Genomic DNA, 16,116 nt, shown 5'->3' with positions numbered 1-16,116 from the left:
GAATTCCTCTCGGGACACCCCCCGTCGAGCCCGGAATTCCGGGAAAGAACCACCCCACACTAGTACGACAATGCGACTTCTCCCACGTCAGAAATCCCTCTCCTCAGCGCATTGACGCCAAATCAGTCATTCACCGGCCGCACATCCGCCATGATGGTCCCCGCCATCACGACGCAGGAAAGCGAGGCTGGTCCAGGCGATGAAATTGTCCGATATACCGCTCGGTTGGGCCGTCACCGGCGTGGCGGTCCTGCTGGTCACCGCCCTGCTGGTGGCCCTGGCCCGGAACCGGGGATCCGCCGTCGGACCGGGCGGCGCGGATTCCTGGGAGCGCTCCGAGGAGCGCCGCCGCCGCAAGGAATCCCTGTACGGCGGGGCCTCGTACACGCTGCTGTTCTGCTGTGCCGCCGTCGCGGCCGCGCTCTCCTTCCACGGCCTGGTCGGATTCGGGGTGCAGAACCTCAACCTCTCCGGAGGCTGGGAGTACCTCGTCCCGTTCGGCCTGGACGGCGCGGCGATGTTCTGCTCCGTCCTCGCCGTCCGCGAGGCCAGCCACGGCGATGCCGCGCTCGGCTCGCGGCTGCTGGTCTGGCTCTTCGCCGGCGCCTCGGCCTGGTTCAACTGGGTGCACGCCCCGCGCGGCTTCGGCCACGCCGGCGCACCCCAGTTCTTCGCGGGGATGTCGCTCTCGGCCGCCGTGCTGTTCGACCGGGCGCTCAAGCAGACCCGCCGGGCCGCCCTGCGCGAGCAGGGGCTCGTCCCCCGCCCGCTGCCGCAGATCAGGATCGTCCGCTGGCTGCGCGCCCCGCGCGAGACCTACGCGGCCTGGTCGCTGATGCTGCTGGAGGGCGTGCGCAGCCTGGACGAGGCGGTCGACGAGGTCCGCGAGGACAAGCGGGAGAAGCTCGCGGAGAGGGAGCGCCGCAAGCTGGCCGGCCGCCGCGAACGGGCCGAGATCCGGGCCATCAACCGCACCAACAGCGTCTGGCGCCCGCGCGGTGCGGCCCGGCAGCTGGAGTCCGGCCAGGAGTCCGCCATAGCCGGCGCGCCCTCGCTGGAGCGGCCCGCCGTCGAAGCGGCGGCGCCCGGCGAGGGTGCGGTCGTCCAGGCGGGCCTGCCGGCCCGTCCGGAGCGGCGCACGATCGACCTCACGATGGAGGAGGACACCGTCGCGCTGCCCCGGCTGGACTCGCTGGAGCGCAAGCTGAAGGACCTGGAGCAGCAGTTCGGCTGAGGCGGGTCGTCTGCCAGGCCGCAGCCGTGGCCGTGAGCTCGGACCTCGTCTGCTAGGCCGCGGGCGTGGCGGTGAGCTCGAACCACATGCGCTTGCCCGAGCCGCGCGGCTCCACGCCCCAGCCGTCCGCAAGCGCCTCGACCAGCATCAGCCCGCGCCCGGAGGAGGCCTGCTCCCCCGGTGTCCGGCGGGTGGGCCAGAGGTCGGACTCATCCTCCACCTCGACCCGCAGCCGGGCCCGGCCGCCGTCGCCCACCGGCTCCCGGTAGAGCCGGGCGGTGAACATGGCGTCCCGGTCGGTGTGCCGGATCGCGTTGGTGACCAGCTCGGAGGCGAGCAGCTCGGCGGTGTCCACCAGCTCCGCCACGCCCCAGCGGCGCAGCGCGTCGCGCAGCTCGGCCCGCACCTCGGAGATCCGGGCGAGGTCGGCCTGGCCGATCCGGCGGCGCAGCTGCTGGGCGGCCAGGCCGCCCTCCGGACCGTCCCAGCGCAGGAGCAGCAGCGCTATGTCGTCCTCGCGCTCGCTGTCGTCGGCGGCCTGGGAGGCGATCCGGTCGGCCAGGCTCTCCAGCGGGTCGCGTGCCTCGGCGGCCCGGTCGGCCAGCGGGCCGGCGAGCACCGCGTTGAGCCGGGCGATGCCGTCGTCGAGGTCCATGCCGCGCGCCTCGACCAGACCGTCGGTGCAGAGCAGCACCGTCTCGCCCGGGTCCAGGCTGAAGCGGGTGACGCGGTACTCCTCGTCGGGGGCGATGCCCAGCGGCAAACCGCCGGCGACCGGGACGACGGAGGCGGTGCCGTCGGCCCGGCGGACCATCGGGTCGAGGTGGCCGGCCCGGACCGCGTACACCACGCCGTAGTCGACGTTCACCTCGGCGTAGGTGCAGGTGGCGAAGTGGTCGGTGTCCAGGTCGGCCAGGAAGCGGGAGGCGCGGGCCATCACCGCGGCCGGCGGGTGCCCCTCGGCGGCGTACGCGCGCAGCGCGATCCGCAGCTGGCCCATGATCCCGGCGGCGTGCACGTCGTGCCCCTGGACGTCGCCGATCACCAGCCCGACGTGCCCGCCGGGCAGAGGGACGACGTCGTACCAGTCCCCGCCGATCTGCAGGCCGGACCCGGCCGCCAGGTAGCGGACGGCGGTGGTGACGCCGGGCACGGACGGCACGGTGCGCGGCAGCATCACCCGCTGGAGGCCGGCCGCCAGCTCGTGCTCGGCGTCGTGCAGCCGGGCCCGGGCCAGTGACTGGGCGACCAGGCCGCCGAGGGTGGAGAGCAGGGTGCGCTCGTCGGCGTCGAGCTCGCGGTCGTCGTCGAAGCTGACGACGCAGACGCCGATCGCCCGGCCGCTGGCCACCAGCGGCAGGAAGGCCCAGGAGCTGCGGCCGGTCCGGCTGGTCGGCTCCCAGACCTCGGCGTAGCGCTCGCGGTACTCGTCGCGGCTGGCGATGATCACGGGGGCGCGGTTGCGCAGCGCCTCGGCCGCCGGGTGGGCGGCGGGCAGCACCGAGCGGTCCCAGACGGCGAGCTCGTCCGGCCGGTAGCCGGAGGCACCGAGGATCTGCACCCGGCCTGCCTCGAAGGAGGCCAGCACGAGGCCGTCCGGCGGCAGGCCGGGCAGCGGCAGCTCCGTGAAGACCCGGGCGACGTCGCGGACGGTGACGGCCTCGGAGAGCGCGCGGGCGGCCTCCTTGATGAACCGCGAGCGCTCCTCGCGGAGCAGTGCCATCCGGTCGGCGCGGTCGCGCTTGTGCAGCTCGACGGTGGCGTCCCAGACGAAGCCGACCATCCGGGAGGCACGGCCGAAGGCGTCCGCGAGGACGCGGCCGCGGAACCGGACCGCCCGCATCGCCCCGTTCGGCCCGACCGTGCGGTAGTAGGCGCCGCACTGGCCCAGCTCGGCCACCGCGCGCTCGACCCGGCGGCGCACCACGGGGGCGTCCTCGGGGTGCAGCAGGGCCAGGAAGGACGCGGAGGTGCGGTCGAAGCGGGTCTTGTCCCCCGCGTCCAGGCCGACGATCGTGCAGGCCCGCTGGTCGCCCTCCAGGACGTCGCGGCGGATGTCCCAGTCGAAGGAGCCGATGCCGTTGGCGGCCATCGCGGGCTCCAGCCAGTCCGGCGTGGAGTCTCCCGAGGCGACCGGCAGGCCGCCGGAGAGCATCGGCGCCAGCCGCCCGGCCGCCAGCCCCGGTGCGGTCCGCAGCGCATGCCGGCGCACTGCCTGGGCTGGTGGTCTCGCCCGCCCCGACCCGGCCGTGGACTGGCCGGGAGGAAGCGCCGGCCCCTGGGACTCGGGCTCAGTGGGCATGCTGCTCCTGCCGCTGCCGTGACGGACCGCGCCGACCGTTCGGGCGGGCCGCGTGGCGGTGTGATGGGTGGTGCTGGATAAGGCCGTGCGACGGGCGGTGGTCAGTCGAGGTGAGGTCTCCCCGCTGCTTCCCGCACGTGGACACACATTCCCACCATCCTGGCCAATGTTCGGCCGAGCGGCAATGGCAACGGGCCGGAAATCTTCCTCCAGGCCTTCGGTCCACGGTTCCGTTCGATGGCGAACGACGCATTTCCCCCGGCCTCCGTGGCACGCCCCACCGAAGGGGACGGGCGGGCCGGGGAAGCGGACCGGGCGGGCCGGATCAGGGCGAGGCCAGCTCGAACCAGGTCACCTTGCCGTCCCCGCGCAGCTGCACCCCCCAGGCATCGGCCAGGGCCTCGACCAGCACCAGTCCGCGCCCCGAGGTGGCGTACTCGGCCTCCGGGTCGCGGCGGCGGCCGGGCAGCCGGCCGGCGCCGTCCTGGACCTCGATCCGCAACCGCAGGTCGGCGGTGAGCACCGCGTCGAAGACCGCGCCCTGGCCGGTATGCAGCAGCGCGTTGGTGACCAGCTCGGACGAGAGCAGCTCGGCCGTGTCGGCCAGCTCGGGCACCCCCCAGTGGCGGAGCGCGGAGCGCAGCCGGTGCCGGACGGCGCCGACCGCGACCAGGTCGGCCGCGTCGACCGCCAGGTGGAGCCGCGGGTGCAGCGCGCAGTCGGGTGCCGGGGCGCCGGGCGGCGCCTGCTCCACCGCGCCGGTGACCCCCGGTCCGCCGGTGATCCCCGGCCCCCCGTTGACTCCCGGCCCGCCCGGCTTGCCGCCCTGGGGCCTGGGCCGGAATGCGTCCCCCGAACTCGTCCGCTGCCGCGGGAATCGCGACTGACCGTCCATCAACACATGCCCCCGCCCTCAATCCGGCCACCCGGTGCCGGATCCCCCGCCGGCCGGGCGGCCCCTCGTTCTGACCACCATCCTCATGCCCAGCTTTCGGCCTTTGCAACAGTGTGCGTCCGATCACCCGTGGTGAAAGGGGCACGGGGCGGTCCGCGTGATCCAACTGCCGGCGCCGGACAGGTTTGCGAAGCGTACGGGCGGTTTTCGACGACTTCCGGTCATCGTCCGGCACCTGCGCGCCCGGCGCGCCCCGGCCCGCACTCCGGCCCTTGCACCGGCCGGGCACCGGCCCCGCAGCGGCACCCGCCCGGCCCGCGACACCCCCGCGGACCCGATGGCGGCGCCCGGCGAGCCGAACATCCGGGAAGCGGCAACGCTGGACAGGGCGGCCGGGTCCGGGTTCAATGGCCCGAGATGTTTGAACGCCGTTCTAACTTCATTCCCCTCCCACCCTCCCCGGCGACCGCGAGCGAGGAACCGTGCGACTGACCCCCACCGAGCGGGACCGGCTGCTGATCTTCACAGCAGCCGAGCTGGCCCGTGCCCGCCGCGCCCGAGGCGTACGCCTCAACATTCCCGAGGCGCACGCCCTGATCGCGGACACCGTCTGCGAGGCCGCCCGCGACGGCAAGCGTCTCGCCGAGGCCATCGAGGCCGGCCGCTCCGTCCTCACCGCCGCCGACGTGCTGCCCGGGGTCCCCGACGTGGTCACCGTGGTCCAGGTCGAGGCGGTCTTCGACGACGGCACCCGCCTCGCCGTCGTCAACGACCCCTTCAAGGGCGCCGGCTCGCTCGGCGACGAGGCCCCCGGCGGCGCCCTGATCGGTGACGGCGCCGGCTACGACCCGGTCGAGGAGACGGTCGTGGTGCTCGTCCACAACACCTCCGCGGTGCCGATCTCGGTCACCTCGCACTTCCACTTCTTCGAGGCCAACCCGCGTCTCGCCTTCGACCGCGCCGCCGCCTACGGCACCCACCTCGCGGTGCCGGCCGGCTCCTCGGTGCGCTTCGACCCGGGCGCCACCGTCGAGGTCGGCCTGGTGCCGATCGGCGGCGAACGGGTCGCCATCGGCTTCGCCGGCCTGGTGGACGGCCCGCTGGACGCGCCCGGCGCCAAGGAGGCCGCGCTGGCCAAGGCCCGCGCGACCGGCTACCTGACCAGCTTCGACGACGCGGAGGTCGAGTCGTGAGCGAGCAGAGGAAGCAATCGAACAGTGCCGCCACGCGGGCGTGGTCCGGCGACCGAAGCGAGGCCCGAGCATGACCGCGATCACTCCCCACGACTACATCGCCGTGCACGGCCCCCGGGCCGGGGACCGGATCCGGCTGGGCGACTCCGGCCTGATCGTCCGGGTGGAGTCCGACTCGCAGGCGCCCGGGGACGAGTTCCTGGCCGGCTTCGGCAAGACCGCCCGCGACGGCCTGCACCTCAAGCCCGCCGCCGTCCGCGACACCTGCGACGTGGTGATCAGCAACGTGCTGGTGATCGACGCGATCCAGGGGATCCGGAAGACCTCGATCGGCCTGATCGACGGCCGGATCGCCTCGATCGGGCGGGCCGGCAACCCGGACACCCTGGACGGCGTGGACGTGGTGGTCGGGACGGGCACGACGATCGTCTCCGGCGAGGGCATGATCGCCACCGCCGGCGCCATCGACACCCACGTCCACCTGCTCTCCCCGCGGATCATGGAGGCCTCCCTCGCCTCCGGCGTCACCACGATCATCGGCCAGGAGTTCGGCCCGGTCTGGGGGGTGGGCGTCAACTCCCCGTGGGCGCTGCGGCACGCCTTCAACGCCTTCGACGCCTGGCCCGTCAACATCGGCTTCCTCGGCCGGGGTTCGTCCTCCGACGAGGCCCCGCTGATCGAGGCCCTCGCCGAGGGCGGCGCCTCCGGCTTCAAGGTCCACGAGGACATGGGCGCCCACACCCGCGCCCTGGACACCGCCCTGCGCGTCGCCGAGGAGTACGACGTCCAGGTCGCCCTGCACACCGACGGGCTGAACGAGTGCCTCTCCGTCGAGGACACCCTCAAGGTCCTGGAAGGCCGCACCATCCACGCCTTCCACATCGAGGGCTGCGGCGGCGGGCACGTCCCCAACGTGCTGAAGATGGCCGGCGTCCCCAACGTCATCGGCTCCTCCACCAACCCCACCCTGCCCTTCGGCCGGGACGCGCTGGGCGAGCACTTCGGCATGATCGTCTCCGCCCACGACCTCAAGGTCGACCTGCCCGGCGACGCCGCCATGGCCCGCGACCGCATCCGCGCCGGCACCATGGGCGCCGAGGACGTCCTGCACGACCTCGGCGTCATCGGCATCACCTCCTCCGACGCCCAGGGCATGGGCCGCGCCGGCGAGACCGTGCGCCGCACCTTCGCCATGGCCGGCAAGATGAAGGCCGAACTCGGCCCCCTCGACGGCGGCTACGGGACGACCGAGAGCGGCGACGACAACGAGCGCGTCCTGCGCTACATCGCCAAACTCACCATCAACCCCGCCATCGCCCACGGCCTGGCCCACGAGGTCGGCTCCATCGAGATCGGCAAACTCGCCGACATCGTGCTCTGGCGCCCCGACCACTTCGGCGCCAAACCCCAGCTCGTCCTCAAGTCCGGCTTCCCCGCCTACGGCGTCGTCGGCGACCCCAACGCCTCCACCGACCGCTGCGAACCCCTCGTCCTCGGCCCCCAGTTCGGCGCCCACGGCGCCACCGCCGCCGACATCTCCGTCGCCTTCGTCGCCCAGGCCGCCGCCGACGGCGCCTACCTCGACCGGGCCGCCGACGGCATGCCCACCCGCCGCCGGCGTGTCGGCGTCCGCGGCACCCGCGGCATCGGCCCGCGCGACATGGTGCGCAACGCCCGGATCGGCAACGTCCAGGTCACCGAGACCGGCCTCGTCTCGCTCGACGGCGACCCGCTGCGCTCCGAGCCCGCCGACAGCGTCTCGCTCAGCCGCCTGTACTTCCTCTGAGACCTCCCCCACCCTCACCTCCCTTCCTAGGACGCGAAGATGACCACCCCCACGCCCGCCTCGCTCGGCTACCGGATGCCCGCCGAATGGCACCCGCACGACCGCACCTGGATGGCCTTCCCCACCACCAACCCGACCTTCGACAGCCCGGAGCACCTGCACGCCGGCCGCGAGGCCTGGGCCGCGGTGGCCAACACGATCGTCCGGTACGAGCCGGTGACCCTGGTGGTCAACACCGGTGAGACCGAGGAGGCGCGCAAGTACGTCTCCGAGCAGGTGGAGATCGTCGAGCGCCCGCTGGACGACGCCTGGATGCGCGACATCGGCCCGTCCTTCCTGATCGACGGCAACGGCTCGCTCGCCGCCGCCGACTGGATCTTCAACGGCTGGGGCGCGCAGTCCTGGGCCCGCTGGGACAACGACCAGCACATCGCCGAGCACATCGGCGAACTGACGGGCGTCCAGCGGTTCGCCTCGCGGCTGATCAACGAGGGCGGCGGCATCCACGTCGACGGTGAGGGCACGGTCCTGGTCACCGAGACCGTCCAGCTCGGCGAGGGCCGCAACTCCGACTGGACCAAGGAGGAGGTCGAGGCCGAGCTGCACGCCTTCCTCGGCACCACCAAGGCGATCTGGCTGCCCCGCGGACTCACCCGCGACTACGACGAGTTCGGCACCCGCGGCCACATCGACATCGTCGCCTCCTTCGTCCGCCCCGGTGTCGTGGTCGCCCATGTCCAGCCGGACCCGGCCCACCCCGACCACGAGGTGTGCAAGGAACTGGTCGCCATCCTGCGCGCGTCCACCGACGCCCAGGGCCGGGCGCTCGAGGTCATCGAGCTGTCCGCCCCCACCGTCCTGCTGGACGAGGAGGGCGAGCCGGTCGACTACTCCTACATCAACCACTACGTGGCCAACGGCGCCGTGATCCTCTGCGCCTTCAACGACCCGCGCGACGAGGAGGCCAAGGCCGTCCTGGAGCGGGCCTACCCCGGCCGCACGGTCGAACTGGTCGACGCCACGGAGATCTTCGCCAACGGCGGCGGCATCCACTGTATTACCCAGCAGCAGCCGAAGGCCTGATGTTCCCGCAGGTCAGGGCCCTGGCCTGTAGAGAGACAAAAGGCCCGGCGGCAGGCCCAGGTGCCTGCGCGGATCGGCGTGCCCGGTGTCAGAGACTGCTGGCAGCATCGCTGCGATGGACGGCATCCGCACCACCCCACCTCGGCCGGTCGACGTCACCGCGGTCGTCCCCCGACTGGCTCGGCTGGCACGCCCGGCGATCCGGTTGCATCCCCGCCCTGGATCTCCGTCGCCGCACGACAGTTCGGTCGGCGGGCCACTGCTGTGGCCCGCCGACGAGCCGTGGCCGTACTGCGACGAGCTGCACGACCAGGCGGCCCAGCTGTACGAGGCGTACGAGGTGTACGCCGATTCGGTCGACGAGTGGCACGACGGTCCGAACCCCATGGTGCCCGTGGCGCAGCTGTACGCGCGCGACGTACCGCTGCTGCGCCCGCCCGGACAGGCCGACCTGCTCGGGATTGGTCGGTGGGGTTCCCCCCGGCGCAGCCGCACCCTGACCGTGCCCTCATCGCCCTCGACCGGGCGGTCGGGCTGATGCGGGTGGGTGAGATCGCCTCGGCGGCCCAGGTCGGACGCAGGCCGTGGGTATGCTGCCTGCCGATCATCGGACCGGGGTCGTGATCTCCAGCACCCGGGGCGTGGCGGCTGCGGAGGCCGGAGCCGCACCCGGGCTGATCGGAGCGGGAAGCCGGACCGGCCGGCTTCCCACGCCGCGCCGTTCCCGGCCTGGTCAGTATCGTGAGGCCCCCGGACACAGAGGAGAGCAGCAGATGGCGGACGCCCGCCCGCGCCGCCCGGCGCGCGCCCGCGAGGAGGTCTTCGCCACCGCACGGGCCTCGATCGCCGAACACGGGCTCGCCAAGCTCACCATGGCCGGCCTCGGCAAGCAGCTCCAGATGAGCGCCGGGCACCTGCTCTACTACTTCGGCAGCAAGGACCAGCTGCTGCTGGAGACGCTGCGCTGGAGCGAGGAGCAGCTCGGCGCCCGCCGCCACGACGCCCTGACCGACGGCACCCGGGACGTCTGGGACCGGCTCTCCGCCTACACCCGCCTCTACCTCCCCGAAGGCCCCGGCGACCCGCGCTGGATCCTCTGGGTCGAGGTGTGGGGCCGCTCCCCCGCCAGCGAGGAGCTCCGGCAGGGACAGCTGGAGATCGAGGCACCGTGGGACGCGGACCTCGTCGCCCTCCTCGAAGAGGGCACCGCCACCGGCCACTTCACGCCCGGCGCCGCCCCCGACCGCGCCGCCCAGATCCGCGCCCTCCTCGACGGCCTCGCCGTCCCGCTCGCCCTCGGACTCCCCGGTGCGCTGCGCCCCCGCGCGCTGCAGCTCGCCGAGTCGGCCTGCGCCACCCTGCTGGGCGCCGGGAGCTGACCCGGCCGGCCGGGCCGCTCCCCGCGCCTCACTCCGTCCAGACGGCGGCGGCCGTGCGGTCGTCGGCGTAGCCCTTGGCACGGACCTGGACCTGGCGGAGGAAGTCGACGGTGCCCGGGGGGTGGGGGTGCGCCCAGTGGGAGGAGAGGAAGTGCGCGACGGCCGGCTCGTCGGCGATCGGGCGGGCCAGGCCGGGGGTGCAGAGCAGCAGGATGTCGCCCGGGGTGGCCGGGACCATCCGGAAGCGGAACGGGCGCCGGTCCGGCGCCGGCGCGTCCGGCACCGGCGGCTGGCCGTCCGGGTGGTGCAGCAGCCGCGCGGCGTACGCGTCGATCCAGTGGCCGGACCGCAGCAGGTAGAGCCCGCCCGGGCCGACCCCGAAGGCCGCCCGGTAGGAGGCCTCCGGGTCGAGCGGGAGCAGCATGCAGTGCAGCGCGGCCGGGGACGCCGCGCCGTCGTCGCCCTCCGGGTCGTGGGCGAGCGCACGCAACGGGGCGGCCGCGCTGGTGGCGAGGCGCTGGAGGCCGTACCGGAGGCGGTCGCGGGCGCCGTCGCGCAGGTCGGCGGCGAGCCCGGTCCGGCTGCGGCCGATCGCGGTGGCGAGCTGGCGGACGGCCTCGGCGGTGGCGATGGCGACGGCCTCGGCGGCCACCTCGCCGTCCGCGCCGGTGCGGTCGAAGCCGCCGAGCGCGGCGAGCAGCAGCCCGTCGGGGGCCTCGCCGAACCTGGTCACCAGCAGCGTGTCCCGGCGGGGCTCGCCGCGGTAGCGGGCGGAGTCGCCGCGGACGGAGACGGCCCGCAGGGTGGCGGCGCCGTACTGGGCACCCTCCAGGACGGTGTCCGGCACGACGGCGCCGAGTGCGCCGGGGTCCGCCTCGGGCACGACGGTCGGCTCGGGCCCGTACGTGGGCGGGCGCTCGCCGACGTGCGGCACGGTGGGCCCGGCACCGGCGAGCACCGACCGGGGGGCGGGGCGCGGCGCGGGGGCGGGGGCGGGGCCGGGCCGGGGCTCGGGTTCCGGTACGGCTTCAGGTTCGGGCGCGACGGGCTCCGGCTCCCGTGCGACGACCGGCGCGGGTTCCGGAACGGGATCCGGCGCGGGTTCCCGTACGGCTTCGGGTTCGGGCTCAGGTTCGGGTTCGGGCGTGGATTCGGCTGTCTTCTCCGGAACGTGAGCCGGCCCGGGGTCGACCTCGGCCTCCGGTTCCGTCCCCTTTCCCACCTCCGCAGCCGCTGCCACCTCCGCCTCGGCTGCCGCCCAGGGCGGGGCCGGGAACCGGTGTGTCTCCTCCGGGTCGCGCTGCTGCCCGATCACCCCGATCGCGGTGTCAAACCAGTCGTCGATGCTGTCCCGCTCCAGCACCGCCTCCTGCGCGACGACCTCGTCGGCACGCGCCCGCTCGGCAGGCGCTTCCGTACCCGCGTCCGCGGCCTCGGCCACCGTCTCGGCGACTGCCTCGTCCGTCCGCTGCCGCCCGATCATCCCGGCCGCCGTCTCGAACCAGTCGTCGACGCTGCCCTCCCCCGGTTGCGCGTCGGGGGTGTCCGGGAGGGTGCCCGCCGGCCCTTCGTAGACCGTGTCCCACCAGCCGTCGTCCGACCGGTGCTGCTGTGCGGGTGCACCCTTTTTGCTCATCTGGCGGCTCCTGGTCGGTCCGTGTGCGCGCCGCCCCCGGCGGGGCCGGACTCGACGTCATTGTCTCCAAGAGCAACGACGCTGTCCGGGTTTCGGCGACATACCGTGCACTGATCGGATGATCCCGATCGCCGGGTTCGCCCGGTGTTCCGCTTCCGTTCCGTCCGTGCTTGCCGGACTTGCCCCGAGCAGGGCGTTTACAGGGTGTTCGACCCCTTCGGGCGCCGAAAATGAGGGCCGAGGAGGGGCATCGCTTCACTCGTTCGGCTGATTAAATGTGCGCATGACCGCGTCGGCCCCCAGATCGTCCCGACCGGGGAGGTCCGCAGTCGCGGGTCGCCCGGTGGGTGTGCTGTGGGTCCTGCTGCTGGTCGGACTGCTGACCGCGCTGCCGTGCGCGGGTCAGGCCCAGGCGGCCTCGGCCGACCGGTCCGGCCCGTCGGCGGCCGCGACGTCCACCACCCTCGCCGGCCTGTCCGCCGGCCTGTCCGCGAGCCTGACCGCCGAGGCGCCGGCGGTGCCGGGGGCAGCGGACGCGGTACACCCGCCCCGCCATGTCGACGGACCCCGGCACTGGACGTGGTGCTCCGCCGACGGCGAGCCGCCGCACCGCAACAACGGCTGCTCCGGCCACCCGTACTGCGGCCAGGACGCCCAGCTCCCCAACGCGCCGCCGCAGCCCCAGCCCGCCGTGGCGCCCCGCCCGGACCCGCCCGAGGCCCTGCCCCGGGTGGTGCCGCGGGGGCTGCTGGACGGTTCGCACCCGGCACCCGACCTGCACGCGCTCCAAGTCCACCGGTCCTGAGCGGAACCCACCGCCGGCCGCCCCCCTGCCCGTCCGAGCGGACCGGCAGGACGGACGGCACCGACGGATCCGCCCCTCCGCCCCCCACTTCAGACCGCCGCGCCAGCAGCGTGCGGCGGGGACAAGGACACCACATGGGTTCCGCCTCCAAGCAGTCCAACAAGCCCGGCGGCAAGCAGGGCACGGCGGACCGCCGCGCCCGGATCGTCGAGCTCCGCGCCGCCGAGCAGCGCCGCGACCGCCGCAACAAGATCCTCGCCTCCGTGCTCGTAGGCGTGCTGGTGATCGCCGCGATAGCCACCGGCACCTGGATCGTGGTCGACGCCAACAACGACAAGAAGGCCAAGGAGGCCGCCGCCAACGCGCCGATCGACGGCGTGAAGACCTTCGGCGACCTGAGCCGCAACCACGTCAAGGAGAAGGTCACCTACCCGATGACCCCGCCGGTCGGCGGCGACCACAACGCCGTCTGGCTGGACTGCATGGGCCACGTCTACGACCAGCCGGTCGAGAACGAGCGCGCCGTCCACTCGCTGGAGCACGGCGCGGTCTGGGTGACGTACAACGGCAAGGCCACGCCGGACGACATCAAGACGCTCTCCGACAAGGTGAAGGCCACCCCGTACTCGCTGATGAGCCCGTACCCGGACGAGCAGGGCACCATCACGCTGAACGCGTGGAGCACCCAGCTGATCGTGGACAACGCCAACGACCCCCGGGTGAACGAGTTCTTCACCAAGTACGTGCAGGGCCAGCAGACCCAGGAGCCGGGCGCGTCCTGCACCATGGGGGCGATGTGACCACGGACGCGGCGACACCCGAGGACGCGGACGAGGCCCCCGGCACCTCCCGCCGGCGGCTCTGGTGGCCGGCCGCGCTGGCCGCCGCGGTCGCCCTCGCCCTCGGGGTGCCCGCGCTGGTGGCGAGCGGGACGTCCGCCTCCGGCTCGTCCTCGCTGACGGCCCCGGCGGGCGACTCCCCCGAGGCCGGGTTCGCCCGCGACATGGCGACCCACCACCAGCAGGCCGTCGACCTGTCGTTCATCGTCCGCGACCGGACGGGCGACGAGCCGGTCCGCACCCTCGCCTTCGACATCATCAACACCCAGGCCAACCAGCGCGGGATGATGATGGGCTGGCTCGACCAGTGGAGGCTCCCGCAGCACTCGCCGGCCAAGCCGATGGCATGGATGAAGATGAACCACACCTACGACGCGCACGACGGCTCGCTGATGCCCGGCATGGCCACCAACGCCCAGCTCGCCAAGCTGCGCTCGCTCGGCGGGCGTGAGGCCGAGGTGTACTACCTGCAGCTGATGCTGGAGCACCACAAGGGCGGGGTGGAGATGGCCCAGGGCTATGTCGACCTGGCCAAGAACGAGACCGAGAAGCGCCTCGCCCAGTCGATGGTGGTCGGGCAGACGTCCGAGATCCAGCTGATCACCGACATGCTCACGGAGCGCGGCGCCGCCCCCGGCGTTCCCGCCTGACGCTCCGCGCCCCGAAAGGGCCGGGGTGTGGCGGACGGCCCGACCGTCCGCCACACCCCGGCCCTTTCGCGGTTCGCCCCTGCGCGGTCCGGCTCTGCCCGGTTCGGTTGGCGCGGCCGGCTCTGCACCTTCGGCTCTGCACGGTTCGGCTGGCGCCGCCGGCCCGTCAGACGCCTGCCGGGGTCCGGGCGGGGGCCGGCCCGCGGACGCGGGCCGGCCGGACCAGCGCCACCGCCAGGGCGGCGACGGCGGCGAGGCCGAGCAGCACCGCCCGGCCGCCGGACGCCGCGCCCGCCAGATGGACGCCGAGGACGGGCAGCGCCGTCCCGAGGGCCGTACCGAGGCTGCGGGCCATGTTCACCATCCCGCCGCCGACCGCCGAACACTCCGCCGGGACCGCCCGCATCACCAGCGCGTTGTTGGCGGGCAGCAGCAGGCCGAGCCCGCAGCCGGCGACCACCAGCGGGGCGGCCGGCAGCAGCGGGCCGGCCGAGGGCTCGCCGCCCACCGGCACCACCGCGAACAGCAGCAGCCCGGCGCCCGCGACGGCCGCGCCGGCCCGGCAGCGGGCGACGTCCGACCAGCTCCGGGGCAGCAGACCGCCGCCGACCGTCGCCGCGAGTGCGAACGCGGCCGGGAGCAGCGTGATCACCAGGCCTGCCCTCGCCGGCGGGACGCCCGCCCCGGTGAGCAGCACCGGGCCCAGCACCAGCGGGCAGAACAGCAGCAGGTAGCCGATCAGCGCGACCACCAGCCCCGGCCGCACCCCGGGGGTGTTGACGAGCCCCGGCGCCAGGAGCGGCCGGCTCGCCCGCCGCTCCTGGCGGACGAGGCCGAGCGTGAGCACCGCCGAGGCGAGCACCAGCACGCCGACCGCCCAGCCGGGCAGCGGCAGGCCGGAGGCGGTGGAGAGGGCGAGCAGCAGTGCGGTGGTGGCGCCGGTGAGCAGCAGCAGGCCGGGCAGGTCGAAGCGGCCCTCGTCCTCCGTCCCGGCCCGCTCGCCCTCCTTCTCCGCAGGTGTGCCCTCGGCGCGGGTCCGGGGCAGCAGGAACCAGCCGGCCAGGATGCCCAGCGCCCCGATCGGCACGTTGATCCAGAACACCCAGCGCCAGGAGGCGTGCTCCACCAGCAGCCCGCCGAGGCTCGGACCGAGTGCCAGGCCGAGCCCCTGCGCGGCCGCCTGGATGCCCAGCGCCCGCCGCATCGCGTGCTCGGGGACGCCGCGGGCCACCAGGGCTACGCTGTTGGCCTGCATCATCGCGCCGCCGACCGCTTGCACCGCCCGGCAGGCCACCAGCACCCCGAGGCCGCCGGCCAGGCCGGCGCCGAGCGAGGCCAGCCCGAAGACGGCGAAGCCGCCGAGGTACATGGTCTTGCGGCCGACCAGGTCGGAGAGCCAGCCGATCGGCGCGAGCAGGGCCACCAGCACCAGCAGGTAGGCCAGCGCGACCCACTCGACGGCGGCGAAGCCGGCCCGGAAGTGGCTGCCGAGCGCGGGGAAGACGAGGGCGGTGACGCTGGCGGTCAGCTGGCCGAGGAACGCCCCGAGGCAGACGGTGCCGACGGCCAGCCAGTGGGCGTGCCGCCACCGGGCGATGCCGCGCGGCCGGGGGTGCTCGGTGAGCAGTCGGGCGGCGAGGTCGGTGGCGTTCATGCGGGGAATATATCTGATGCAGACATGTTCTCTCAACGAGCTGATCGGCATGCGAACGGAACGTCGGAACGGTCATCACCAGGCGATACGCTGTCCGCCATGTCGCCGTCACCGCCCGTTCCCGACCCCGCCGCCGAACCCCAGCGGCACGAGGCCGCCGAACGTCCGGAACTCGCACCCCCGGCGATCGAACGCGCCCGGCGGCTCACCGACGTGGTCACCCGGCTGCGCCGCGCCCTGCGCAGCAGCATCCGCACCGACTACCCGTGGGAGTCCCTGCCGATGGCGCAGGTCGAACTCCTCCAGACGCTCGCCGCCGCCCCGCTCCGGGTCGGCGAACTCGCCGCCCGCCAGCGGCTCGCCCCCAACACCGTCAGCGGTCTGGTCGGCAAGCTCCTGGAAGCCGGCTTCGTCGACCGCCAGGCCGACCCCGGCGACCGCCGCACCGCCCGCATCGCCCTCACCCCGGCCGGCCGGGGCCAGCTCGACGACTGGCAGCAGGCCCACGAGCGCCGCATCGCGACCGCCCTCGACGCCCTCTCCCCCGCCGACCGCGAGGCCGTCACGCAGGCGCTCCCCGCCCTCGACAACCTCGCCCGCGCCCTCGCCCGGCCGGCCGCCCCCGAATAATCCGGTGCCGCCGGGCGGCGGCCGAGGCTA

The 16,116-nt window shown here is 74.2% G+C and carries 13 protein-coding genes and 1 pseudogene; 10 read left to right on the top strand and 4 right to left on the bottom strand.

What is annotated here, in order from left to right; all coding sequences use genetic code 11:
• Positions 1-199: 199 nt before the first annotated feature.
• Entirely contained in the window at positions 200-1,234 is a 1,035-nt protein-coding gene (locus tag ACZ3YO_RS02185; RefSeq protein WP_465563637.1) for a DUF2637 domain-containing protein, read from the top strand.
• 52 nt (positions 1,235-1,286) lie between these two features.
• On the opposite strand, the gene ACZ3YO_RS02180 is transcribed toward ACZ3YO_RS02185, so the two are convergent.
• Together ACZ3YO_RS02180 and ACZ3YO_RS02175 are read right to left on the bottom strand one after the other, a co-directional pair.
• Positions 1,287-3,536: an ATP-binding SpoIIE family protein phosphatase gene (locus ACZ3YO_RS02180; RefSeq protein ID WP_465563634.1), complete on the bottom strand. Its 2,250-nt coding sequence runs from the start codon at positions 3,534-3,536 to the stop codon at positions 1,287-1,289.
• A 325-nt stretch (positions 3,537-3,861) separates the two neighbouring features.
• Complete coding sequence (locus ACZ3YO_RS02175) at positions 3,862-4,290, bottom strand: ATP-binding protein (RefSeq protein WP_465563631.1); 429 nt, start codon at positions 4,288-4,290, stop codon at positions 3,862-3,864.
• A 623-nt stretch (positions 4,291-4,913) separates the two neighbouring features.
• Here ACZ3YO_RS02175 and ureA point away from each other — a divergent pair.
• The 5 genes and pseudogenes from ureA (at position 4,914) to ACZ3YO_RS02150 (ending at position 9,872) form a co-directional block, all read left to right on the top strand.
• Positions 4,914-5,624 carry an urease subunit gamma gene (ureA, locus tag ACZ3YO_RS02170; RefSeq protein WP_465548348.1) on the top strand — a complete coding sequence of 237 codons (711 nt, stop codon included), beginning with the start codon at positions 4,914-4,916 and terminating at the stop codon, positions 5,622-5,624.
• 70 nt (positions 5,625-5,694) lie between these two features.
• On the top strand, positions 5,695-7,410 hold the full coding sequence (locus ACZ3YO_RS02165; protein WP_465563627.1) for an urease subunit alpha: 1,716 nt from the start codon (positions 5,695-5,697) through the stop codon (positions 7,408-7,410).
• Positions 7,411-7,449: 39 nt separating this feature from the next.
• Positions 7,450-8,493, top strand: a complete 1,044-nt coding sequence (locus ACZ3YO_RS02160) for an agmatine deiminase family protein (RefSeq protein ID WP_465563624.1) — start codon at positions 7,450-7,452, stop codon at positions 8,491-8,493.
• 115 nt (positions 8,494-8,608) lie between these two features.
• Positions 8,609-8,956: pseudogene (locus ACZ3YO_RS02155) on the top strand (hypothetical protein); the annotation flags it as partial.
• Between the two features lie 310 nt (positions 8,957-9,266).
• The gene (locus tag ACZ3YO_RS02150; RefSeq protein WP_465563622.1) at positions 9,267-9,872 is read left to right on the top strand and encodes a TetR family transcriptional regulator C-terminal domain-containing protein; all 606 of its coding nucleotides are present in this window, start codon (positions 9,267-9,269) and stop codon (positions 9,870-9,872) included.
• Between the two features lie 28 nt (positions 9,873-9,900).
• Here ACZ3YO_RS02150 and ACZ3YO_RS02145 read toward each other — a convergent pair whose 3' ends face one another.
• The gene (locus tag ACZ3YO_RS02145) at positions 9,901-11,508 is read right to left on the bottom strand and encodes a protein phosphatase 2C domain-containing protein (protein ID WP_465563619.1); all 1,608 of its coding nucleotides are present in this window, start codon (positions 11,506-11,508) and stop codon (positions 9,901-9,903) included.
• Positions 11,509-11,851: 343 nt separating this feature from the next.
• On the opposite strand from ACZ3YO_RS02145, the gene ACZ3YO_RS02140 reads away from it, so the two are divergent.
• The 3 genes from ACZ3YO_RS02140 (at position 11,852) to ACZ3YO_RS02130 (ending at position 13,802) form a co-directional block, all read left to right on the top strand.
• Complete coding sequence (locus ACZ3YO_RS02140) at positions 11,852-12,313, top strand: hypothetical protein (RefSeq protein WP_465563616.1); 462 nt, start codon at positions 11,852-11,854, stop codon at positions 12,311-12,313.
• A gap of 134 nt (positions 12,314-12,447) precedes the next feature.
• Positions 12,448-13,113, top strand: coding sequence for a DUF3105 domain-containing protein (locus ACZ3YO_RS02135; protein WP_465563613.1), 666 nt, complete (start codon positions 12,448-12,450; stop codon positions 13,111-13,113).
• On the top strand, positions 13,110-13,802 hold the full coding sequence (locus ACZ3YO_RS02130) for a DUF305 domain-containing protein (protein ID WP_465563610.1): 693 nt from the start codon (positions 13,110-13,112) through the stop codon (positions 13,800-13,802). The genes ACZ3YO_RS02135 and ACZ3YO_RS02130 overlap by 4 nt, the downstream gene beginning before the upstream one ends.
• Positions 13,803-13,968: 166 nt before the next feature.
• Here ACZ3YO_RS02130 and ACZ3YO_RS02125 read toward each other — a convergent pair whose 3' ends face one another.
• Complete coding sequence (locus tag ACZ3YO_RS02125) at positions 13,969-15,456, bottom strand: MFS transporter (RefSeq protein ID WP_465563607.1); 1,488 nt, start codon at positions 15,454-15,456, stop codon at positions 13,969-13,971.
• A gap of 99 nt (positions 15,457-15,555) precedes the next feature.
• Here ACZ3YO_RS02125 and ACZ3YO_RS02120 point away from each other — a divergent pair, with 99 nt between their 5' ends.
• Complete coding sequence (locus tag ACZ3YO_RS02120; protein WP_465563605.1) at positions 15,556-16,086, top strand: MarR family winged helix-turn-helix transcriptional regulator; 531 nt, start codon at positions 15,556-15,558, stop codon at positions 16,084-16,086.
• The last annotated feature ends 30 nt before the right edge of the window (positions 16,087-16,116 follow it).

It is taken from the genome of Kitasatospora sp. NPDC022785 (assembly GCF_055561295.1).
The sequence above is the reverse complement of the archived record's forward strand: the minus strand, read 5'-3'. Positions and strand labels throughout refer to the sequence as shown.